The organism is Streptomyces sp. NPDC001292 (genome assembly GCF_042896465.1).
In the GTDB taxonomy this organism is placed as follows: domain Bacteria; phylum Actinomycetota; class Actinomycetes; order Streptomycetales; family Streptomycetaceae; genus Streptomyces.
Window position 1 is genome coordinate 36033 of record NZ_JBIAXG010000035.1, and the last position, 21439, is coordinate 57471.

Annotated in this window: 15 protein-coding genes, 4 tRNA genes, 1 other RNA gene and 2 pseudogenes; 9 read left to right on the plus strand and 13 right to left on the minus strand. The window is 71.3% G+C overall.

The window, feature by feature from the left end:
• Positions 1-8 precede the first annotated feature (8 nt).
• Both ACFY4A_RS30195 and ACFY4A_RS30200 read left to right on the plus strand, forming a co-directional pair.
• Positions 9-1094, plus strand: a complete 1086-nt coding sequence (locus ACFY4A_RS30195) for a Leu/Phe/Val dehydrogenase (protein ID WP_390832508.1) — start codon at positions 9-11, stop codon at positions 1092-1094.
• A gap of 299 nt (positions 1095-1393) precedes the next feature.
• On the plus strand, positions 1394-1645 hold the full coding sequence (locus tag ACFY4A_RS30200) for a DUF3073 domain-containing protein (protein ID WP_390832509.1): 252 nt from the start codon (positions 1394-1396) through the stop codon (positions 1643-1645).
• A gap of 144 nt (positions 1646-1789) precedes the next feature.
• On the opposite strand, the gene purM is transcribed toward ACFY4A_RS30200, so the two are convergent.
• The 6 genes from purM to purS all read right to left on the minus strand — a co-directional run bounded on the left by purM (position 1790) and on the right by purS (position 8785).
• Entirely contained in the window at positions 1790-2857 is a 1068-nt protein-coding gene (purM, locus tag ACFY4A_RS30205; RefSeq protein ID WP_390832510.1) for a phosphoribosylformylglycinamidine cyclo-ligase, read from the minus strand.
• Positions 2858-2890: 33 nt separating this feature from the next.
• Positions 2891-4420, minus strand: coding sequence for an amidophosphoribosyltransferase (gene purF, locus ACFY4A_RS30210; protein ID WP_390832511.1), 1530 nt, complete (start codon positions 4418-4420; stop codon positions 2891-2893).
• A 234-nt stretch (positions 4421-4654) separates the two neighbouring features.
• The gene (locus ACFY4A_RS30215; protein WP_390832512.1) at positions 4655-5452 is read right to left on the minus strand and encodes a sterol carrier family protein; all 798 of its coding nucleotides are present in this window, start codon (positions 5450-5452) and stop codon (positions 4655-4657) included.
• Between the two features lie 128 nt (positions 5453-5580).
• The gene (gene purL / locus ACFY4A_RS30220; RefSeq protein ID WP_390832513.1) at positions 5581-7839 is read right to left on the minus strand and encodes a phosphoribosylformylglycinamidine synthase subunit PurL; all 2259 of its coding nucleotides are present in this window, start codon (positions 7837-7839) and stop codon (positions 5581-5583) included.
• On the minus strand, positions 7836-8516 hold the full coding sequence (purQ, locus tag ACFY4A_RS30225) for a phosphoribosylformylglycinamidine synthase subunit PurQ (protein ID WP_390832514.1): 681 nt from the start codon (positions 8514-8516) through the stop codon (positions 7836-7838). Before purQ ends, purL begins: the two co-directional genes overlap by 4 nt.
• Positions 8513-8785 (minus strand): phosphoribosylformylglycinamidine synthase subunit PurS, encoded by a 273-nt coding sequence (gene purS, locus ACFY4A_RS30230; protein ID WP_390832515.1) that lies wholly within the window; start codon positions 8783-8785, stop codon positions 8513-8515. Before purS ends, purQ begins: the two co-directional genes overlap by 4 nt.
• A gap of 364 nt (positions 8786-9149) precedes the next feature.
• On the opposite strand from purS, the gene ACFY4A_RS30235 reads away from it, so the two are divergent.
• The 6 genes and pseudogenes from ACFY4A_RS30235 (at position 9150) to ACFY4A_RS30260 (ending at position 11072) form a co-directional block, all read left to right on the plus strand.
• Positions 9150-9467: an Lsr2 family protein gene (locus ACFY4A_RS30235; protein WP_141359994.1), complete on the plus strand. Its 318-nt coding sequence runs from the start codon at positions 9150-9152 to the stop codon at positions 9465-9467.
• Positions 9468-9614: 147 nt separating this feature from the next.
• Positions 9615-9686 (plus strand) — tRNA-Gly (locus tag ACFY4A_RS30240).
• Positions 9687-9767: 81 nt separating this feature from the next.
• Positions 9768-9840: transfer RNA gene (locus ACFY4A_RS30245), tRNA-Gly, on the plus strand.
• Positions 9841-9997: 157 nt separating this feature from the next.
• Positions 9998-10539 (plus strand): annotated as a pseudogene (locus tag ACFY4A_RS30250) (ATP-binding cassette domain-containing protein); the annotation flags it as partial.
• Between the two features lies 1 nt (position 10540).
• A pseudogene (locus ACFY4A_RS30255) lies at positions 10541-10976 on the plus strand (LuxR C-terminal-related transcriptional regulator); the annotation flags it as partial.
• Positions 10977-10999: 23 nt separating this feature from the next.
• Positions 11000-11072, plus strand: a tRNA-Gly gene (locus ACFY4A_RS30260).
• A 44-nt stretch (positions 11073-11116) separates the two neighbouring features.
• Here ACFY4A_RS30260 and ACFY4A_RS30265 read toward each other — a convergent pair.
• From ACFY4A_RS30265 to ffs, 6 genes are all read right to left on the minus strand, one after another.
• Positions 11117-12016: a phosphoribosylaminoimidazolesuccinocarboxamide synthase gene (locus tag ACFY4A_RS30265; RefSeq protein ID WP_390832516.1), complete on the minus strand. Its 900-nt coding sequence runs from the start codon at positions 12014-12016 to the stop codon at positions 11117-11119.
• A 138-nt stretch (positions 12017-12154) separates the two neighbouring features.
• A complete protein-coding gene (locus ACFY4A_RS30270) occupies positions 12155-13648 on the minus strand; it encodes a N,N-dimethylformamidase beta subunit family domain-containing protein (protein WP_390832517.1) in 1494 nt (497 codons plus the stop codon).
• 289 nt (positions 13649-13937) lie between these two features.
• Positions 13938-15812 (minus strand): hypothetical protein, encoded by a 1875-nt coding sequence (locus tag ACFY4A_RS30275; RefSeq protein WP_390832518.1) that lies wholly within the window; start codon positions 15810-15812, stop codon positions 13938-13940.
• A gap of 273 nt (positions 15813-16085) precedes the next feature.
• Positions 16086-17339, minus strand: a complete 1254-nt coding sequence (gene purD / locus ACFY4A_RS30280; RefSeq protein WP_390832519.1) for a phosphoribosylamine--glycine ligase — start codon at positions 17337-17339, stop codon at positions 16086-16088.
• A 160-nt stretch (positions 17340-17499) separates the two neighbouring features.
• Entirely contained in the window at positions 17500-19737 is a 2238-nt protein-coding gene (locus ACFY4A_RS30285) for a DNA polymerase III subunit gamma and tau (protein ID WP_390832520.1), read from the minus strand.
• Between the two features lie 47 nt (positions 19738-19784).
• Positions 19785-19879, minus strand: an RNA gene (ffs, locus tag ACFY4A_RS30290) — signal recognition particle sRNA small type.
• A 73-nt stretch (positions 19880-19952) separates the two neighbouring features.
• Between ffs and ACFY4A_RS30295 the strand changes: the two genes are divergently transcribed.
• A tRNA-Ser gene (locus ACFY4A_RS30295) sits at positions 19953-20040 on the plus strand.
• Here ACFY4A_RS30295 and ACFY4A_RS30300 read toward each other — a convergent pair.
• On the minus strand, positions 20011-21261 hold the full coding sequence (locus ACFY4A_RS30300) for a tyrosine-type recombinase/integrase (protein ID WP_390832521.1): 1251 nt from the start codon (positions 21259-21261) through the stop codon (positions 20011-20013). The two genes, ACFY4A_RS30295 and ACFY4A_RS30300, sit on opposite strands and share 30 nt — an antisense overlap.
• Positions 21262-21439: the final 178 nt, after the last annotated feature.

Genomic DNA, 21439 nt, shown 5'->3' on the forward strand with positions numbered 1-21439 from the left:
TCACCACCGTGACCGACGTGACCAACGGCGTCCTGCACACCCTGTTCCACTCGGAGCAGGGGGGTCATGAGCAAGTCGTGCTCTGTCAGGACCGCGCCAGCGGCCTCAAGGCCGTCATCGCCATCCACTCCACCGCCCTGGGCCCCGCGCTCGGCGGTACGCGCTTCTACCCGTACGCGAACGAGGAGCAGGCCGTCGCCGACGCGCTGAACCTCGCGCGCGGCATGTCGTACAAGAACGCCATGGCCGGCCTCCGTCACGGCGGCGGCAAGGCCGTGATCATCGGTGACCCGGAGCAGATCAAGACCGAGGAGCTGCTGCTCGCCTACGGGCGGTTCGTCGCCTCGCTCGGCGGGCGTTACGTCACCGCCTGCGACGTCGGCACGTACGTGGCCGACATGGACGTCGTGGCGCGCGAGTGCCGCTGGACCACCGGCCGCTCGCCCGAGAACGGCGGCGCCGGCGACTCCTCGGTGCTGACCTCCTTCGGTGTCTACCAGGGCATGCGCGCCTCCGCGCAGCACCTGTGGGGCGACCCGTCGCTGCGCGACCGCAAGGTCGGTATCGCGGGCGTCGGCAAGGTCGGGCACCACCTCGTCGAGCACCTGCTCAAGGAGGGTGCCCAGGTCGTGATCACGGACGTCCGGCAGGACGCCGTCCAGCGCATCGTCGACAAGCACCCCGCCGTGCGGGTGGCGGCCGACACCGACGCGCTGATCCGCACCGAGGGGCTGGACGTCTACGCCCCCTGCGCGCTCGGCGGCGCCCTGAACGACGACACCGTGCCGGTGCTGACCGCCAGGGTGGTGTGCGGCGCGGCCAACAACCAGCTCGCCCACCCGGGCGTCGAGAAGGACCTGGCCGACCGCTCGATCCTCTACGCGCCCGACTACGTGGTGAACGCCGGCGGTGTCATCCAGGTCGCCGACGAGCTGAACGGCTTCGACTTCGACCGATGCAAGGCGAAGGCGTCGGAGATCTTCGACACCACGCTCGCCATATTCGCACGTGCGAAGGAGGACGGGATTCCGCCGGCCGCCGCGGCCGACCGGATCGCCGAGCAGCGGATGGCGGACGCCCGGGCCGCCCGCTGACGGCACGGCGCACGTCGCGCGTCCACGCGGTACCTGCCGGTGGACAGGTGGAGACAACTCTCACTTCCACCGGCGGGTCGTCTGCGGATAAGTGGTTAAAATCGCCACTGACCAGCAAGGACAGGCTTCCTCGACGGTCCTGTGCACACGCGCGTCCGGTGGGCGACGTACCGTATGGGCGCGGGCTCAGGTACCGTGGAAGCCCTACGGACCGGTCTCTCCATGGAGAGCCCGTTCCGGATCATGAACGCGTGTCAGACTCTGGGGCCGTTGAGCCCCGTCGTTGAGGGGGTCGAGCCATGGGGCGCGGCCGGGCCAAGGCCAAGCAGACGAAGGTCGCCCGCCAGCTGAAGTACAACAGCGGTGGGACAGACCTCTCACGCCTGGCCGAGGAGCTGGGCGCATCGACGTCGAATCAGTCACCGAACGGCGACCGCTTCGAGGACGATGAGCACGACGACGACCTGTACGCACGGTACGCCGATTTGTACGAGGACGACGACGAGGACGAGGACGACAACTCCTCGCGGCAACACCGTCGCGGCGCATAACGCCCGCGGCGGCTCAGCCGTCTCCGGCGTGCCGTAGGCATCGCACCTCACCCGGTCCGGGGCTCACGCACCGGACCGGGTTTCGTACGCCCGCCGAAGCCGACCGGGCATCGGCGGCCGGAGCGTGCCGCTCGCGGGGGTGGTTCACGCGTGGTCCCCCACCAGGGCCGCGCCCGTGGTGTGCTCGCCGCGGTCGGTGATCTCGCCGGCCACCCAGGCGTCGACCCCGCGGTCGGCCAGCGTGGCGAGGGCCACGTCGGCCGACTCCTCGGGCACGATCGCGATCATGCCCACGCCCACGTTGAGGGTCTTCTCCAGCTCCAGCCGCTCGACACCGCCGGTCTTCGCGACCAGGTCGAAGACGGGCGCCGGGGTCCAGGTGGCGCGGTCGACCACGGCGTGCAGACCGTCCGGGATCACCCGGGCCAGGTTGGCGGCGAGTCCGCCGCCGGTGACGTGGCTGAAGGCGTGCACCTCGGTGGTGCGGATCAGGGCCAGGCAGTCCAGCGAGTAGATCCTGGTCGGCTCCAGCAGCTCCTCGCCGAGGGTGCGGCCGAGGTCCTCGACGTGCGCCTCCAGGGGCAGACCGGCCTGGTCCAGCAGCACATGCCTGACCAGGGAGTACCCGTTGGAGTGAAGCCCGGAGGACGCCATGGCGATCACCGCGTCACCCTTACGGATGCGTTCCGGGCCGAGCAGCCGGTCCGCCTCCACGACGCCCGTACCCGCGCCGGCGACGTCGAAGTCGTCCTCGCCGAGCAGCCCCGGGTGTTCCGCGGTCTCGCCGCCGATCAGCGCGCAGCCGGCCAGGACGCAGCCCTCGGCGATGCCCTTGACGATGGCGGCGACCCGCTCGGGGTGGACCTTGCCGACGCAGATGTAGTCGGTCATGAACAGCGGCTCGGCGCCGCACACCACGATGTCGTCCATGACCATGGCGACCAGGTCGTGGCCGATGGTGTCGTACACGCCGAGCCGGCGTGCGATGTCGACCTTGGTGCCGACGCCGTCCGTGGCGGAGGCGAGCAGCGGGCGCTCGTAGCGCTTGAGGGCGGAGGCGTCGAAGAGGCCGGCGAAGCCGCCGAGGCCGCCGAGCACCTCGGCGCGGCGGGTCTTCTTCACCCACTCCTTCATGAGCTCTACGGCGCGGTCGCCCGCCTCGATGTCGACGCCCGCGCTCGCGTAGCTGGCGCCAGTGGTCTCGGAAGACATGACCTTGGGAACCTTCGTGTCGTCTTGCGGTGCTTACGGGCGGCGGATCGCGTCGGCCGCGGCCGTGGCGGCCGGCCCGGCGGCCAGCTCGGACTCCAGCAGCTGCTTGCCGAGCAGCTCGGGGTCGGGCAGCTCCATCGGGTACTCGCCGTCGAAGCAGGCGCGGCACAGGTTCGGCTTGGCGATGGTGGTCGCCTCGATCATGCCGTCGATGGAGATGTACGCCAGCGAGTCGGCACCCAGCGAGGTGCCGATCTCGTCGATGCTCATGCCGTTGGCGATGAGCTCGGCCCGGGTGGCGAAGTCGATGCCGAAGAAGCAGGGCCACTTCACCGGCGGCGAGGAGATCCGGATGTGCACCTCGGCGGCGCCGGCCTCGCGCAGCATCCGCACCAGGGCCCGCTGGGTGTTGCCGCGCACGATCGAGTCGTCGACGACGATCAGGCGCTTGCCCTTGATGACTTCCTTCAGCGGGTTCAGCTTCAGGCGGATGCCGAGCTGGCGGATGGTCTGCGAGGGCTGGATGAAGGTGCGGCCGACGTAGGCGTTCTTCACCAGGCCGCTGCCGAAGGGGATGCCGGAGGCCTCCGCGTACCCGATGGCGGCGGGGGTGCCGGACTCCGGAGTCGCTATGACGAGGTCGGCCTCGACGGGGGCCTCCTTCGCCAGGCGGCGGCCCATCTCGACGCGGGAGAGGTAGACGTTCCGGCCGGCGATGTCGGTGTCCGGGCGGGCCAGGTACACGTACTCGAAGACACAGCCCTTGGGCTTCGCTTCCGCGAATCGGGAGGTACGCAGACCGTTCTCGTCGATGGCGACGAACTCGCCGGGCTCGATCTCCCGGACGAAGCTGGCACCGGTGATGTCCAGTGCGGCGGTCTCCGAGGCGACGACCCAGCCGCGCTCCAGGCGGCCCAGGACCAGCGGGCGGATGCCCTGCGGGTCACGGGCGGCATAGAGGGTGTGCTCGTCCATGAAGACGAGGCTGAAGGCGCCCTTGACCTGTGGCAGGACGGTGTGGGCCGCCTCCTCGATGGTCAGCGGCTTGCCTTCGGCGTCGACCTGGGCGGCCAGCAGGGCCGTGAGCAGGTCGGTGTCGTTGGTGGCCGCGACGCGGGTGGAGCGCCCGTTGTTGTCCTTCGGCAGGTCGGCGACCAGTTCGGCGAGCCGGGCGGTGTTGACCAGGTTGCCGTTGTGACCGAGGGCGATCGATCCGTGCGCTGTCGCGCGGAACGTCGGCTGGGCGTTCTCCCACACGGAGGCGCCGGTGGTCGAGTAGCGGGCGTGTCCGACCGCGATGTGACCCTGGAGGGAGCCGAGTGAGGTCTCGTCGAAGACCTGGGAGACCAGGCCCATGTCCTTGAAGACGAGGATCTGGGAGCCGTTGCTGACCGCGATACCCGCGGATTCCTGGCCCCGATGCTGGAGGGCGTACAGCCCGAAGTACGTGAGCTTTGCGACCTCTTCACCCGGAGCCCAGACACCGAAGACGCCGCACGCGTCCTGGGGGCCCTTCTCACCGGGGAGCAGGTCGTGGTTGAGTCGTCCGTCACCACGTGGCACGGCATCGAGTGTAGGCGAGGTCGACCACTGGTCCGAATTGGGGATGCGCGCCCATCCGGGACCGCTTTCCTGCCGCTTCCCGCGCGCCATCGCCGTTTTAGCAGGTCAGAGCGGTGAATCGATGGCCCATCCGGTGGTGACGGCGGCGTCGGGAAGGCGCGGCGGACTTTTCCGCGGGGGGCATGAGTGAGGTGTCGCACATCATTCGGGCCGTGGACGCCGCAGGGAGCGGGTTCAGGCCAGGAGCGGCAGCAGCCCGCCGAGATCGGCCCGCTCCCCGCTCGCGCTGACCTCGGCGGCCGCCACGGCGTCCTGCCACGCCAGCCGGCCGGCGGCCAGCCGGACCCAGGTCAGCGGGTCGGTCTCGACCACGTTGGGCGGGGTGCCGCGGGTGTGCCGGGGGCCCTGCACGCACTGCACGACGGCGTACGGGGGGATGCGCACCTCGGTCGAACCGCCGGGCGCCCGGGCGGCGAGCGCGTCGGCCAGCAGCCGGGTGGCGGCGGCCAGCGCCTGGCGGTCGTAGGGGATGTCCAGGCCCGGCACGGCGGCGTTCAGGTCGTCGGTGTGGACGACGAGCTCGACGGCGCGGGTGACGACGTAGTCGGCCAGCGGCAGGGCGCCCGCGCTGGTGCCGAGCAGCCGGGTGCCCGGGTGCCCGGCGAGAGCGGCCGTGAAGTCCCGCTCGGCGGCGTCCAGATAGGCAGCGAGGTCGGGGTTCCGCTCGGCGAGTTCGCGGGCGTGTGCGGCGATGGCCGGGGCGTCGGCGCCGATGGCCGACGGCCAGTCGAGCAGGGCGCCGTCCTGCCGTGCCGGTTCGGGCCGGTCGAGCAGCCGGCCGACGGCCGACAGGGCCATGCCGATGTGGGCGACCAGATCCCGCACGGTCCAGTCACCGAGCCGCGTGGGCAGCGCGAGCTGCTCGGGAGTCAGGGCGCGTACCGCGTCCCGCACATGCCCGAACTGGGCCAGAACGGCGGCACGGGTCTTGTCGGGGTCGTAGGTCCGGGCGCGCTTCTTGGCCGGGGGCATGACGGCGAGCCTATGCCTTCACGGCTTGGCCGCCTCGGCCTGTGACCGGCGGACGCGCCCGTGGGGAACGCACGGGCGGGCCCAACCCAAGGAATGGGCGGGGCCCGCACCGCGTACGCCGAAGGGACTTACGCCAGCAGCGCCGGGATCGTTCCCTCGTGGGCCTCGCGCAGTTCGGTCAGGGGCAGCTCGAACTCGCCCTGGACCTCGATCGTGTCGCCGTCCACGACACCGATGCGGGTGGCGGGCAGGCCGCGCGCGCCGCACATGTCGTTGAAACGGACCTCCTCGGAGCGCGGCACGGCGACGATCGCGCGGCCGGCCGACTCCGACAGGAGGAAGGTGAACGCGTCCAGGCCGTCGGGTACGACCAGACGCGCGCCCTTGCCGCCCAGGAGGGCGGACTCCACGACCGCCTGGATCAGGCCGCCGTCGGACAGGTCGTGCGCGGAGTCGACCATGCCGTCGCGGGAGGCGGAGATCAGGATCTCGGCCAGCAGCCGCTCACGCTCCAGGTCGACCTTCGGGGGCAGGCCGCCGAGGTGGTCGTGGACCACCTGCGACCAGGCCGAACCGCCGAACTCCTCGCGGGTGTCGCCGAGGAGGTACAGCAGCTGGCCCTCCTCCTGGAAGGCGACCGGGGTGCGGCGGGCGACGTCGTCGATCACGCCGAGGACGGCGACCACCGGGGTCGGGTGGATGGCGGCCTCGCCCGTCTGGTTGTAGAGCGAGACGTTGCCGCCCGTCACCGGGGTGCCCAGCTGCTTGCAGCCGTCCGCCAGACCGCGTACGGCCTCCGCGAACTGCCACATCACGGCCGGGTCCTCGGGCGAGCCGAAGTTCAGGCAGTCGGAGACCGCCAGTGGCCTCGCGCCCGTGGTGGCGACGTTGCGGTACGCCTCCGCCAGCGCGAGCTGCGCGCCCGTGTACGGGTCGAGCTTGGCGTAGCGGCCGTTGCCGTCCGTGGCGAGGGCGACACCGAGTCCGGTCTCCTCGTCGATCCGGATCATGCCGGAGTCCTCGGGCATGGCCAGCACGGTGTTGCCCTGCACGAAGTGGTCGTACTGCTGGGTGATCCACTTCTTGGACGCCTGGTTCGGGGACGCCACGAGCTTCAGGATCTGGCCCTTCAGCTCCTCGGCCGTCTGCGGGCGCGGCAGCCTGTTCGCGTCGTCGGCCTGAAGGGCGTCCTGCCACTGGGGACGCGCGTACGGGCGCTCGTAGACCGGGCCCTCGTGGGCGACCGTGCGCGGGTCGACGTCGACGATCTTGCCACCGTGCCAGTAGATCTCCAGCCGGTCGCCGTCGGTCACCTCACCGATGACGGTGGCGATGACGTCCCACTTCTCGCAGATCTCCAGGAAGCGGTCGACCTTCTCCGGTTCGACGACCGCGCACATGCGCTCCTGCGACTCGCTCATGAGGATCTCCTCGGGCGAGAGCGTGGAGTCGCGCAGGGGGACGTCGTCCAGGATGACGCGCATGCCGCCGGAACCGTTGGAGGCCAGCTCGCTCGTCGCGCAGGACAGGCCGGCCGCGCCGAGGTCCTGGATGCCGACGACCAGCTTCTCGGCGAAGGCCTCCAGGGTGCACTCGATGAGCAGCTTCTCCTGGAAGGGGTCGCCGACCTGGACCGCCGGGCGCTTGGACGGCTTGGCGTCGTCGAAGGTCTCCGAGGCGAGGATCGACGCGCCGCCGATGCCGTCGCCGCCCGTGCGGGCGCCGTACAGGATGACCTTGTTGCCCGTGCCCGAGGCCTTGGCCAGGTGGATGTCCTCGTGCCGCATCACGCCGACGCAGCCCGCGTTGACCAGCGGGTTGCCCTGGTAGCAGGCGTCGAAGACGACCTCGCCGCCGATGTTGGGCAGGCCCAGGCAGTTGCCGTAGCCGCCGATGCCCGCCACCACGCCGGGGAGCACCCGCTTGGTGTCGGGGTGGTCGGCGGCACCGAAGCGCAGCGGGTCGACGACGGCGACCGGGCGCGCGCCCATCGCGATGATGTCGCGCACGATGCCGCCGACGCCGGTGGCCGCGCCCTGGTAGGGCTCGACGTAGGAGGGGTGGTTGTGCGACTCGACCTTGAAGGTGACCGCGTAGCCCTGGCCGACGTCCACCACACCGGCGTTCTCACCGATGCCGACGAGCAGGGCGTCGTTCTCGGGAGCCTTCTCGCCGAACTGGCGCAGGTGCACCTTGGAGGACTTGTACGAGCAGTGCTCGGACCACATCACGGAGTACATGGCGAGCTCGGCGCCGGTCGGGCGGCGGCCCAGGATCTCCACGATCCGCTCGTACTCGTCCTTCTTCAGGCCGAGTTCGGCCCAGGGCAGCTCGACGTCGGGGGTCGCGGCCGCGTGCTCGACCGTGTCCAGAGGCGTCCTGCTCATGCGGTGACCAGCTTCTTGAGGATCGAGGTGAAGAAGGGCAGGCCGTCGATACGTCCGGTACCGATCAGCGGCTCGGTGGCGTGCTCGGGGTGCGGCATGAGGCCCACGACGTTGCCGGCCTCGTTGGTGATGCCGGCGATGTCCCGCAGCGAGCCGTTGGGGTTGCCGTCCAGGTACCGGAAGGCGACGCGGCCCTCCGCCTCCAGCTTGTCCAGCGTGTACGCGTCGGCGACGTACCGGCCGTCCATGTTCTTCAGCGGGATGTGGATCTCCTGGCCGGCGGTGTAGTCGCTGGTCCAGGCGGTCGACGCGTTCTCCACCCGCAGCTTCTGGTCGCGGCAGATGAAGTGGAGGTGGTCGTTGCCGAGCATCGCGCCCGGGAGGAGGTGGGCCTCGGTGAGGACCTGGAAGCCGTTGCAGATGCCGAGCACCGGCAGGCCGGCCCTCGCCTGCTCGATGACGGTCTCCATCACCGGCGAGAAGCGGGAGATGGCGCCGGCACGCAGGTAGTCGCCGTAGGAGAAACCGCCGGGCAGGACGACCGCGTCGACCTGCTTGAGATCCTTGTCCCGGTGCCAGAGGGCGACCGGTTCGGCGCCCGCGCGGCCGATCGCGCGCCGGGTGTCCCGGTCGTCGAGGCTGCCCGGGAAAGTGACGACGCCAATACGAGCGGTCACTTCACGGCCTCCGCAACTTCCGCCGTGTCCTCGACCTTGACGGTGAAGTCCTCGATCACGGTGTTGGCGAGGAAGGATTCGGCAAGATCGTGAATGCGGGCGAGCGCGGCCTCGTCGACAGGCCCGTCCACTTCCAGTTCGAATCGCTTTCCCTGACGGACGTCGGAGATGCCTTCGAAACCCAGCCGCGGCAGTGCGCGCTGCACCGCCTGGCCCTGGGGGTCGAGGATCTCCGGCTTGAGCATGACGTCGACTACGACGCGTGCCACTGGCACTCCCGGTGTGTGGTGCTGAGCAGGTTCCTTCAGACTACCCGCACAAAATTTCTACGCGAGTAGACTCGTAGGAATCTACGTGACGCCCGTCACGGCCCCGCGCCGATGGGCGGTCTTCGTCAAAAGTTCTGGGAAAGTTAGGCGTTCGGCGCCCGATCCGGTATTGCGCCGGGACACGCGGACAGATTTAGTCGGGCTTCCCATTGCAATGCCCGGCACTGTACAAATGAATTGGCAACAGCCGATACTTTTCCCGATAACAGGCGGACAGTCGGCATCTCCGAACATCTCCGCACGTCATGCACGGCATGGCGGAGCAGGTGGGCCGCAGAGGTGCCGCACGAAGGGACCGATATTCGTGGCGCAGCGTGTCGTGGTCACTCTCTTTGACGACATCGACGGCTCGGAAGCGGCGGAGACGATCGCCTTCGGACTGGACGGCAAGTTCTACGAGATCGACCTGAACCAAGCCAATGCCAAGAAACTGCGTAAGGCGCTCGCGCCGTACGTGGAAGCCGGCCGCAAACGGTCGAAGTCGGGCAAGACGTACCGGCAGACGGAGGTCGCCCCCGATCCCGCCGCCGTCCGCGCCTGGGCGCAGGCCCACAAAATGGACGTGCCGGCACGCGGCCGCATCCCCAAGAAGGTCTACGAGGCGTTCAGCGCGGCCCAGTGACGGACCGCTCCCGGAGCGCCCGGCCGTGGCCCAGGGTCCGTCAGCGGGCCCTGGGGGCAACCGACTTGCGCACCCCCCCTGTTGATCAGCTAGTGTCTGGAGCACGCCGAGGGACGAGGCCGGAAGGCCGAGACCCACGGAGTCCATGCGGGTGTAGTTCAGTAGTAGAACATCCCCCTTCCAGGGGGAAGGCGCAGTGTGCGATTCCTGTCACCCGCTCTGCACCGCCGGTCCCGACCACTCCTGTGGATCAGGTAGGCTGGTGCTCGCACCGATCGGTGGGAGCCGGTCGGAGGCAATGCGGACGTAGCTCAGTTGGTAGAGCGCAACCTTGCCAAGGTTGAGGTCGCGAGTTCGAGCCTCGTCGTCCGCTCAGGGAAAAGACCCCGGTCCACCGGACCGGGGTCTTTTCGTTGTTCCACGGTATCCACCCTGGTCCGCGCTATTCCCTGGTCCGCTCTGACATTTGTCATGCCGGGTGATGACACCGCGCACTGCTGTGGCGCCCCGGCCGCCGGGACGCGGGATCCATGGACACGGACGAGCACGTGATTGAGGTGACCGGCCTCGGGCGGGTGTACGGCTGCGGATTCGAGGCGGTGCGCGGTATCTCCTTCCACATGGCCCGGGGGGATCTTCGCGCTGCTGGGCACCAACGGTGCCGGCAAGACCTCGACGGTCGAGCTCCCTGAAGGCCTGGCGTCGCCGACCTCGGGGCGCGTACGGGTGCTCGGACACGACCCGTACACCATGGGGTCCCCCTGGTCGAGCGAAGTCGAGACCTTGGGGGAGGGCGCTGGTACGGCCTCGCACCGGGGTGATGCTGCAGGAGGGCGGCTTCCCCTCCGAGCCGGCCGTCGCCGAGACCGCGCGGATGTGAGCGGGCTGTGCGAGCGGGGCCCGCCCGCCCGGTGAGGTGCTGGCGCTGGTCGGTCTCGAGCGGCGCACGGACGTACGGGTCAAGCAGTTGTCCGGCGGTGAACGGCGCCGCCTGGACCTGGCGCTCGCGCTGCTCGGCGAGCCCGAGATGCTGTTCCTGGACGAGCCGACCACCGGGCTGGACGCCGAAGGGACCGGGCGCGGACGGTGTGAAGGTCGCCACATCCCTGCGGGCCGAACTGCCGGACTGCCGGGTGCTGATCGTGACCAGTCACGGACGGCCCGGACACCTGAAGCGGGCGCCGGCCGCGGGTGTGCGCGGTGTTCCTCCGGAAGACCGTCAGCGCCCGGCGGCTCGCCGAGATCATCCGCACCGTGCATGCCGGAAACCGCTACGTCGACCCGGAGTTGGCCGCCGACGCGATCTCCGCCGGGGACTCCCCGCTGACCGCGCGGGAGGCCGAGGTGCTGGAGTTCGCCGCCGACGGGGCACCGGTGGCGGAGATCGCCGAGCGGGCCGCGCTGCCGCCGGGGACCGTACGGAACCACCTGTCGTCGGGCGTGACCAAACTGGGCGCGGAGAACCGACACGCGGCAGTGCGGCTCGCACGGGAGCGAGGTTGGGTATAGTTGGCGTCGCGCCACGGCGCAATGCGGACGTAGCTCAGTTGGTAGAGCGCAACCTTGCCAAGGTTGAGGTCGCGAGTTCGAGCCTCGTCGTCCGCTCGGGAAAAAGACCCCGGTCCACCGGACCGGGGTCTTTTCGTCTGCTACGACCAGCTCGTTCCCGTCAGCCGCTCGTACGCCTCCACGTACTTCGCCCGGGTCGCCTCCACGACCGGCCCCGGCAGCGGCGGCGGGGGCTGCTCGCTCCTGCGGTCCCAGCCGGACTCGGCGGACGTCAGCCAGTCACGGACGAACTGCTTGTCGTACGAGGGCTGCGCACGGCCCGGCTGCCACTGGTCGGCCGGCCAGAACCGGGAGGAGTCCGGGGTGAGGACCTCGTCGGCGAGGACGAGCGTGTCGCCGTCGAAGCCGAACTCGAACTTGGTGTCGGCGAGGATGATCCCGCGGTCGCGGGCGATGTCCCGGGCCCGGCCGTAGACGGCGAGGGTCGCCTGGCGCAGCTGGGCGGCCGTCTCCGCGCCGACCTGGCGGGCCACCTCCTCGTAGGAGACGTTCTCGTCGTGCTCGCCGACCTCGGCCTTGGTGGCCGGGGTGAAGATCGGGGCGGGCAGCTCGGAGCCGTCGGTCAGGCCCTCGGGCAGGGCGAGGCCGCAGACCGTACGGGTCTGCTCGTACTCGGCCAGGCCCGAACCGGTGAGGTAGCCGCGGGCCACGCACTCCACCGGGACCATCCGCAGGGACTTGCAGATCAGGGTGCGGCCCGCCCAGTCGGCGGGGGCGCCCTCGGGCACCTCGGTGGACAGGACGTGGTTCGGGGCCAGGTCCGCGAGCCGGTCGAACCACCACAGGGACAGCTGCGTGAGGATGCGGCCCTTGTCGGGGATCTCGGTCGGCAGCACCCAGTCGTAGGCGGACATGCGGTCGCTGGCGACCATGACGAGGTCACCCGCCTCGTTCTGGTACAGGTCGCGCACCTTGCCGGTGTGCAGATGCACCAGGCCCGGAACCTGGATCGGCTCGGGCTTCTCGACGAATCCGGACACGGTTCCTCCCCGTGGTCTGAAGAAAAGGTGTGCCCGCTGGGCCCCAACAGGGTGGTGGTGGGAGACGGACGGGCCAATGGCTCGATTCTCCAGTATGGGAGGGATCGGTCCCGGGCTGGGGTGGCTCCGCACCGGCGCTCAGTCGCGCTTGCAGATGCGATCCAGGAGGTTGGCGGTGGCGCGCTGGACACGGGCGTCCACGTGGCCGGGTCGGTCCAGGGCCGGGGACCAGGCGAACGTCCCGGAGGCGAAGACCAGGGCGCCGGAGGGGGCCCGGTACAGGGACGTCTCCTGGTGGCGCGTCACGCCCTCGCCGTCCGTGTACGGGGAGTGGGCGAGCAGGATGCGGTCCTGGTACTCGGGCAGCTGGGTGCGCGGGAAGTACCGGTCGGCCTCGCCCGCGACCAGGCCCGCGATCTCCTCGCCCTCCTCTGCCCCGGTCGCCTCCCACAGCCAGTGGTCGGCGTTGCGGACGATCAGCGGGTGCGGCTCGGGGACGCGGCCGGCGTACTGGATGCCGACCAGCTGCTGCTCGGGCCGGTCGATCTCCCGCCACAGCACCGGCCGACCCGGGCCCTTGCGCTTGCGGCAGGTCAGCAGGCGGTCGGGGACGCCGGAGGGGGAAGGGCCCAGTTCGACCTGCCAGTACATGGTGTTGGCCGAGAGGAAGACCAGGGACGTGCCGTGCTCGCGGGCGAGTTCGACGGTGCGGCGCATGCCGGCCGACCAGTACTCGTCGTGGCCGGGGAAGACCAGGCCCCGGTAGCGGGTGGGGTCGACCCGGCCGACGTGCAGGTCGCGGGCGTCGGCGTAGGCGAGGTCGTAGCCGTAGCGCTCGGCCCAGCGGATCACGTCGTAGGCGTGGCCCACGTGCAGGGGCAGGCCCGCGCCCGCGTAGGGGCGGTCGAAGGAGACCGTGGTCGCGGCGTCGGCCTCGCCGAGCAGTCGGCCGTGCTCGTCCCAGGCGTGGTAGAGGCTGGCCCCGGTGTGGCCGTCCTCCGGGTAGAGGTTGTAGGCCTGCCAGGTGATGTCGGGCAGGAGCAGCAGCAGGTCCGCGGGACGGTTGTCGCGGACGGTGAACGGGATGTGCGAGCGGTAGCCCTCGGCGGTGGTGAGCACGGCCACGTACGCGCCGACGCTCCAGTAGGACGGGACCTGCAACCGCCAGGACAGCCACCAGTGGTGGCAGGAGACCGTGCGGTCGGCGGTGAGCGGCGGGGGCTGGACGATGCCGGACAGGCGCGGGCTGGTGGTGATCTTGGCGGCGCCGTCGCCGCCGTAGTGGCCGATGCGGTAGATGTCCACGCCGAACTGCTGGGGCGGGTCGACGGTGATGTGGAAATCGATCGCCTCGCCGGGGGTGACGGCGCCGGTGGAGACGAAACCTTTGATCTGCCGGTGGACGTCGTCGGCCGAGCGGGGGCCCCCGCCGGAGGTGCGGGGCGCGGGGACGCGGGGGCCGTCGGACGTCGTCTGCGGGGGCGGGTCGACGTACCAGGGGACGACGTGGCCGGTGTCGTCGAAGTACGTCTCGCTGCCGCGCAGCCAGGGGACGGGGCCCAGGCCGAAGGGGTCCGTCACGGCGTGCGCGAGAGCTCCCGACTCCCAGCGGCGAATCTGCTCCGATCCCATGCCCGATCCCCTCCCTCGTGCCCCCGTGTTGTGTCATGCGGCGGTGCGGGTCCGTCGGTGGCCGCGGTGGCCGGCGTGTCCGCCGCGACGTGTCCGCCGCCGGATCGGCTGTCGTGTCCGGTCGGGCGTGTCCGGGTGTGGCTGTCGTATGTCGCACGCGCTTGCCACGTGCGCTATCGGTCCCAGCACATCACATGTCGCGCGCATGCTGTCACTATTCGTTGCGAATTGGCCGAAAGTGGAAGCGGGGGATCCGGTAGCACGGCCACCGGGTCGGTGTCGGCCCAGGTCAGACCAGCCGTACCGGCTTTTCCGGACGTATGCCCGAGTCGACCAGCCAGGCCCGCAGCGGAACCGGATCACCGTCCTCGACCAGCGCGAGGACCCTGGGGCCGAGGTCGGCGGCCCTCTCGCCGTTGATCAGGAGGGCGGGGCCGTCGAGCCAGTCGAGGCCCGGGGAGGCGTCGGCGGTGTCCATCGCGGCGCAGCACACCATCGCGGTGACGTGGTCGGCGAGGAGTTCACGGCCGGTGCGGGGCGGTTCGAGCGGGAAGAGGGGCAGCGAGTCCTCGTTCCGGAGGAGCGTGCCGCCGAGCTGGTCGGCTCCCGCCGAGGCCGTACGCACCGGTGGCGCCGACGCCTCCTCGCGGGCCAGCTCGGCGGTGATGCCGGCCGCGAGCGCGGCGCCTCGCTCGCTGCCGAGGCCGGGGTCTTCGTCCGGCGCGACGGGGTCCCCGGGGGCGCCGTGCTCTCTGTGTCCGCCGGGCTCGCCGTACGGGTGGTACGCGCCGCACGCGCCGTCGTCGCGAGCAGGTCGGGCGTCGTCGGCCGGTGGTGCCGTCCGCTCGGAACGCTTGCCGGAGGGGGACGGAGCGGACAGGTGCTCCAGGACCCGGGCCAGGGTCGGCCCGTACGGATCGGCGGCGGAGCCGGGGGAGCCGCGGACGCCCAGGGCGTCCAGGACGCGATGGAGGCGAGCGGCGTCGGTACGCCACTTTCGGTCGACGACCTCGTCCGGGTACTCCTGCCAGTCCACCGGGCACCAGTCCTGGCCGCGCTCGGCCGCGCCGCCGTGGAAGAGGCGCGCGGCCAGCAGCGAGGCGGCCTCGTCGACGGCGCCGGGCTCCTCCAGCAGGTCGCAGGCCGGGCGCTCGCCGAGCCGGGAGGCGAAGCCCTCGGCCAGGCGGTCGCGGCGGGACAGTTCGGTGAGAGCCGCGACGACACCGGCGTCCAGCCGGGAGGGCCAGCGGCCCATGCGCCAGGCGGGGAGCGCGACCCGGGTCAACAGCCGGTCCCAGCCCGCGTACGCCAGACCCACCTGCTCCTGGGCGACGATCCTGAGCCCGTAGTCCACAGCCTGTGCGCGCTCCGCCGCCGCGGCCGCCACGCCGCGCTCCATCAGGGCCGCGTGCTCCCGGCAGCCGCGCAGCAGCAGCCGGGCCAACCAGCCGAGACCGGCACACACCGAGCGGATCAGCGGAGGTCGGCCGGGTGCCGAGGCGACGTCCACCGCCGCGTCCAGACCGCGGACGAAACGCCGGGCCGCGGCTATGTCCGGGTGCGCCGAGGGTCCCGTACCGGCGACGACCGGGGCGAGCACGGCCCGCAGCTCACCGACGCGCATCCACCACAGGAACGGGGAACCGATGACGAGGACGGGCGTCGCCGCCGCACGGCCCGGGCGGGCCGAGGACGGGCCGCGCAGCGCGTCCGGCTCGCCGTGGAGGTGATCCTCCCTCGGGGGAGGGCCGTGGGCCGGGTGCGTACGGTCCTCCAGCCAGCTGTCGCAGTCCGGGGTGAGCTCTATGGCCGACGGGGCGGGTACGCCGAGGCGGTCGGCCAGGTCCCGCACCAGGTGGTACAGGTCCGGGGCCGACTCCTCGGCTATCGGGACGGTCGGGGTCGTCGCGGGGCGGGCACGGGCCACGACCAGCCCGATGCCCGCGGCCAGGAGCAGGACGACGACCGCGACGGCGCCGACCGCCCAGCGGGCGAGGTCCCAGCCCCGGCCCACGAGGTGCCCGGCCGAGCCGCCGGCGAGCAGGATCACGGCGAGGGCGGCGGGCAGCAGGGCGGCGGCCAGCGCCCGGCTGCGCACGCGCAGCACGGCCAGGGCCCTGGAGCGCGCGGCCTGCACACCGACCTCCACACCCATACCGGTCACGGCCGGCCGTCACCCCCTCCCGACTGTCCTGGCGTTGCTCATTCCCCCACTGTGGCACCCATGACTGACATCGCAATGCCGATGGGCCAAGTGCCGGAATGCCTGGGCGCACCCTAGTTGGGCCCCCGGCCCGCGTCAGCCGGATGGAGCATTGGTCACTCGATGGAATGGCTTTGGTCAGAGCCGGGCGACACAGCGCAATGATCAGGCCCCGGCTCGGGGAGCCGGGGCCTGCCGGTGAACGAAAGTACGGAGCAAGAGGCGGGTTTCGCGTCAGGCGTCCGCCGCGGCCCGTGCCGCGATGTCCGAGCGGTGCTGGGAGCCGTCGAGGCGGACACGGGCGACGGCGGTGTACGCGCGGTCGCGGGCCTCGGTCAGATCCTTGCCGGTCGCCGTGACGGACAGCACGCGGCCCCCCGCGCTCACGACGGAGTCGCCCTCGCGGCGGGTACCGGCGTGCAGCACGTACGCGTGCGGGGCGTCCTGCGCGGCCACCTCGTCGAGGCCGGTGATCGGGTCACCGGTGCGCGGGGTGCCGGGGTAGTTGTGCGAGGCGACGACGACCGTGACGGCCGCGTCGTCGCTCCAGCGCAGGGGCTCCAGGTGGGCGAGATCACCGGTGGCGGCGGCCATGAGGACTCCCGCCAGGGGGGTCTGGAGGCGGGCGAGGACCACCTGGGTCTCGGGGTCGCCGAAACGGGCGTTGAACTCGATCACGCGGACGCCGCGGCTGGTGATGGCGAGCCCCGCGTAGAGCAGGCCGGAGAACGGCGTGCCGCGGCGGCGCATCTCGTCGACGGTGGGCTGAAGCACGCTGTGCAGGACGTCGTCCACGAGCTTGGGGTCGGCCCAGGGCAGCGGCGAGTACGCGCCCATACCGCCGGTGTTCGGGCCCTCGTCGTTGTCGAGCGCCCGCTTGAAGTCCTGGGCGGGCTGGAGCGGCACGACCGTCTCGCCGTCGGTGACGGCGAAGAGGGAGACCTCGGGTCCGTCGAGATACTCCTCGATCACCACGCGGTCACAGGCCGCCGAGTGCGCCCTGGCCGCCTCGATGTCGTCGGTGACGACGACGCCCTTGCCGGCGGCGAGCCCGTCGTCCTTGACGACGTGGGGGGCGCCGAAGGCGTTGAGGGCCGCGTCGACCTCCTCGGTCGTCGTACAAACGTACGAACGGGCCGTGGGCACACCTGCCGCGGCCATCACGTCCTTGGCGAAGGCCTTGGAGCCCTCCAGCCGCGCCGCCTCCTTGGAGGGGCCGAACACCGGGACGCCCGCCGCGCGCAGGGCGTCGGCGACCCCGGCGACCAGCGGGGCCTCGGGGCCGACGACCACGAGATCGGCGCCCAGCTCGGCGGCCAGCGCGGACACGGCCGCGCCGTCGAGGACGTCGACCTGGTGCAGCTCGGCGACCTCGGCGATGCCTGCGTTGCCGGGCGCGCAGTGCAACGCGGTGACGGCGGGATCGAGGGACAGGGAACGGCACAGGGCGTGCTCGCGGGCGCCGCTGCCGATGACGAGGACCTTCACGAGGTCAGCCTAACGGCAGCGGCGGAGGCCCTTTGTGCGGGCCGCCCGAGGGGACGGCGACGAGGTGTTCATATGTTCCTCCGAGCCGGGCCGAGCCGGGGCAGGGCCCTACTCCACTATTCCGCTACTCCGCTACTCCGCTACTCCGCTGAATACTCCTCTACTCCGTCGAATACTCCTCGACCACCGTCGCGCCCAGCTCCCGCACGATCAGTTCGTGACCGGACAGGGCCGACTCGTCGAGATCCGGGTCGTCGTCCTCGGGGATGTCGTCCTCGGGGGCGACGGGAGCCGGTTCGGGGGCGGAGGGCCGGGGTGCCGGGGCGGCGGCGGGCGCGGGTGCCGCCGCGGACGGCGGCCGGCCCGGGGACGCGGCGGGAGCGGGTGCCGCCTGGGCCGTGGGCTGGGGAGCCGGCGTACGCTGCGCTGCCGCGCCGCCCCCAGCGCCGTAGCCGCCGCCAGGGGGCGGGGGCCCGGAGCCGCCGCCTCCCGTCGGGTCGACGATCGCCTCGATCTTCCACTGGACGTTGAACTGCTCGGCCAGCGCCTGGCGCAGCACGTCCTCGCTGCCGCTGCTCGCGAAGTTGTCGCGGGCGCCGGCGTTCACGAAGCCGAGCTGGAGGGTGGTGCCGTCGAAGCCGGAGACCTGGGCGTTCTGACTGAGCAGGATCCAGGTGAAGCGCCGGCGGTTCTTCACCGATTCGAGGATGTTCGGCCAGAGGGCGCGCGGGTCGAGCCCGCCGCCCGCCGGGGCCGGTGGGGCGGAGGACACCGGGGCGGCGGCAGGCCTCTGCGCGGGTGCCTGCTGCGCGGACCCCGGGGCGCTGGACGCACTCGGCGCACCCGGCGCCTGCCCGCCGCCAGGGGCTGCCGCGGTGGGCCAGCCGCCCGGCCGCCGGCCACCGGCCGCGGCCGCCGCGGTGGGCCAGGCACCGGGCGCGGAGGGTGCGGCGGCCGGCGGTGCGGCAGTGGGAGCGGGCGGCGCGGCAGGCGGAGCCGCCTCCTGGGGACGGTCACCGGCGGTCGGCCCGGGACCAGGGGGTGCAGAGGGCGCGTCAGGGGCCCCCGAACCTCGTACGGCCGCCCGAGCCGCGGCGGCCCCGCCGCCCGGCGGAACAGGAGGACCAGGAGGAACCGGCGCCGCACCCGCGTCGGCCCCCGCCGCGGTCGGCGCTCCCCCGTGCACATCGGGTCCGGGCACGAACCCCATCGCAGGCGCACCCGCGCCGGTGGAGAAGCTGACACCGCGCTCGATCCGGTCGAGGCGGGCCATCACCGACCGCTCGTCGCCGTAGGCGGCGGGCAGCAGTACGCGGGCGCAGATCAGTTCGAGCTGGAGGCGGGGGGAGGTGGCGCCGCGCATCTCGGTCAGCCCCTCGTTGACGAGGTCGGCGGCGCGGCTCAGCTCAGCGGCACCAAAGGACCGGGCCTGGGCCCGCATCCGCTCGACGACGTCGGCCGGGGCGTCGATGAGCCCCTTCTCGGCGGCGTCCGGAACCGCGGCGAGGATCACCAGGTCCCGCAGCCGCTCCAGCAGGTCGGCCACGAACCGACGGGGATCGTTGCCGCCCTCGATCACACGGTCGACGACCTCGAAGGCACCGGAGCCGTCACCGGAGGCGAAGGCCTCGACGACGGAGTCGAGCAGCGAGCCGTCGGTGTACCCGAGGAGCGAGGTGGCCATGGCATACGTCACACCCTCCTCCCCCGCACCGGCGAGCAGCTGGTCCATGACGGACATGGAGTCACGCACGGATCCGGCGCCGGCCCGCACCACGAGGGGCAGCACCCCCTCCTCGACGGGGATGTTCTCCTTCTGGCACACCTCGCCGAGGTAGTCCCGCAGGGTGCCGGGCGGCACCAGGCGGAAGGGATAGTGATGGGTGCGCGACCGGATGGTCCCGATGACCTTCTCGGGCTCGGTCGTGGCGAAGATGAACTTCAGGTGCTCCGGCGGCTCCTCGACCACCTTGAGCAGCGCGTTGAAACCGGCCGACGTGACCATGTGGGCCTCGTCGATGATGTAGATCTTGTACCGACTGCGGGCGGGCCCGAAGAAGGCCTTCTCGCGCAGGTCACGGGCGTCGTCCACACCGCCGTGCGAAGCGGCGTCGATCTCGATGACGTCGATCGACCCCGGGCCGTTCCTGGCCAGGTCGCGGCACGACTCGCACTCCCCGCAGGGAGTCGGCGTCGGGCCCTTCTCACAGTTCAGGCACCGGGCGAGGATCCGTGCGCTGGTCGTCTTGCCGCACCCGCGCGGACCGCTGAAGAGGTACGCGTGATTGACCCGGTTGTTCCGCAGCGCCTGCTGCAACGGGTCGGTGACATGCTCCTGCCCGATGACCTCGGCGAACGACTCCGGGCGATAGCGGCGGTACAGCGCGAGAGACGACACGCATACGAGGTTATAGGCGCCCACCGACAACGTGTCCGGCCGCGGACGCGAGCGCCCCCCACGCACCCGCCAGAGCCAACCTACCCTTGCTGCCTTCCGGCCCTGGGGGAGTTCAGTCAGATAGCGCCGCGTGAGGGGCTCCGCAAAGAGTACCCGATCCCGGGGACCGGCAACGAGTTCGCGAGCACTCCTCCGAGTCATGTAATGTTTCCGGCGGAGGATTCGCCTAGAGGCCTAGGGCGCACGCTTGGAAAGCGTGTTGGGGGCAACCCCTCACGAGTTCGAATCTCGTATCCTCCGCCAGTGCCTCACCGGGCACGATGTCGAAGGGCCCCACCGTTCGCGGTAGGGCCCTTCGACGTTGTCCGTCTCAGTTTCCGTCAGTCCAGAGCGCGTCGCCGACCTGCTGAGCGACCTTGCGGAGCATGACCCCGTCACATGCATGTACCGGGCGCGCATCCGGGCCGCTCCCCCGGGCTCCCACCCCATGATCGAGTCGATCACGACGTCCGGGACACCCAGGATCAGGAGGACGGTCGCAGCGGTGTGGCGAGCGTCGTGTAGACGGGCGTCCCGGACGCCGGCATCCCGAAGCAGCCGCTTCCAGACTGGAAGTCGGTGTTCGGGCTCAGCGGCCCGCCGGTGGGCGAGTGCGAAGACGTACCCCTTGCCCGCCCAGTCGGCACCGGTCACGCTCCGCTCCCGCTCCTGGGCTTCCCGGTGCTGGTGCAGGATCTTGATCAGTGGGTCGGGCAGGCCGATGGTGCGCCGTCCGGCTCGGGACTTGGTGGACTTGTGTTCGCGCCGGGTCTGCTCCCGCTTGGGGCAGTAGCCGGCCTTCCGACCGCATGGGTCGGCACCGCAGCCGTGCGCGTACTTGGGGCGCAGCCGGTTCTTCCGGATACGGACGTACCCCGCCTCCAAGTCGACGTCTTCCCAGTGCAGCCCGAGCGCTTCCCCCTGCCGAAGACCCAGCGCCAGGGCGACGACCCGACGAGCGCTGTTGCGGAGCTTGGCCGCCTCCACGAGCAGGCTCTGAACCTCTTCGATCGTGTACGACTCGATGTCCTCTTCTTCGAGCCGCGGAGCTTTGGCGATCTCAGCCGCATTGGTCGGGACGTGCCCGCGCCGCACGGCTTCTCCGAGGGCAGTCCGGACGGTGCGGTGAACGTGGTGGGCGGTGCCAGCGGAACTCCCGCACTCCTGCATCTTCCGGTAGAAGCGCTCCAGATGCTCGGGCTCCAGACGGTCGAGCTTGTGGGCGCCCAGGCCGGGCACGAGGTGCACGCGGACGTCGACCTCGTACCCGGCGTACGTGTTCTCGGAGACGTACGGCTTGGCGATGTCCTCGACCCAGTGCTCAAGCCAGCTCTGCAGGGTCCAGCTCTGCCCAGGCTTCCGGAGTTTCTTGGCGTCCCGTGCCCGCTCCATCTCGCGAACAGCTCTGGTGACCTCTGCCTTGGTCTTCCGCTCGATGTGGCGGCGGTCGGGCTTGCCATCATCACGGACGCCGACCGTCACCATCGCGCCAAAGCAGCTCCTGGCCAAAGTCGCTCCGCCGACCTCGGGGCCAGGGCGCAGGTGATCGGGTTTACCCGGTACAGGTGCGGCCCTTATACCTGCACAAAGGGCTCATAGAGCAGGGATGAGGCCAGACCTCAGACTCTGCATCCAGCGGCGGTGCCGGCCTCAGTCGCCGGTT

Excerpts from the sequence above, each read along its gene's own strand:
- purM (WP_390832510.1), bottom strand. The coding sequence starts at position 2,857 with ATGTCTTCCGAGACCACTGGCGCCAGCTACGCGAGCGCGGGCGTCGAC.
- ACFY4A_RS30270 (WP_390832517.1), bottom strand. The coding sequence starts at position 13,648 with ATGGGATCGGAGCAGATTCGCCGCTGGGAGTCGGGAGCTCTCGCGCAC.
- purL (WP_390832513.1), bottom strand. The coding sequence starts at position 7,839 with ATGAGCAGGACGCCTCTGGACACGGTCGAGCACGCGGCCGCGACCCCC.
- ACFY4A_RS30300 (WP_390832521.1), bottom strand. The coding sequence starts at position 21,261 with ATGGTGACGGTCGGCGTCCGTGATGATGGCAAGCCCGACCGCCGCCAC.
- ACFY4A_RS30200 (WP_390832509.1), top strand. The coding sequence starts at position 1,394 with ATGGGGCGCGGCCGGGCCAAGGCCAAGCAGACGAAGGTCGCCCGCCAG.
- ACFY4A_RS30215 (WP_390832512.1), bottom strand. The coding sequence starts at position 5,452 with ATGCCCCCGGCCAAGAAGCGCGCCCGGACCTACGACCCCGACAAGACC.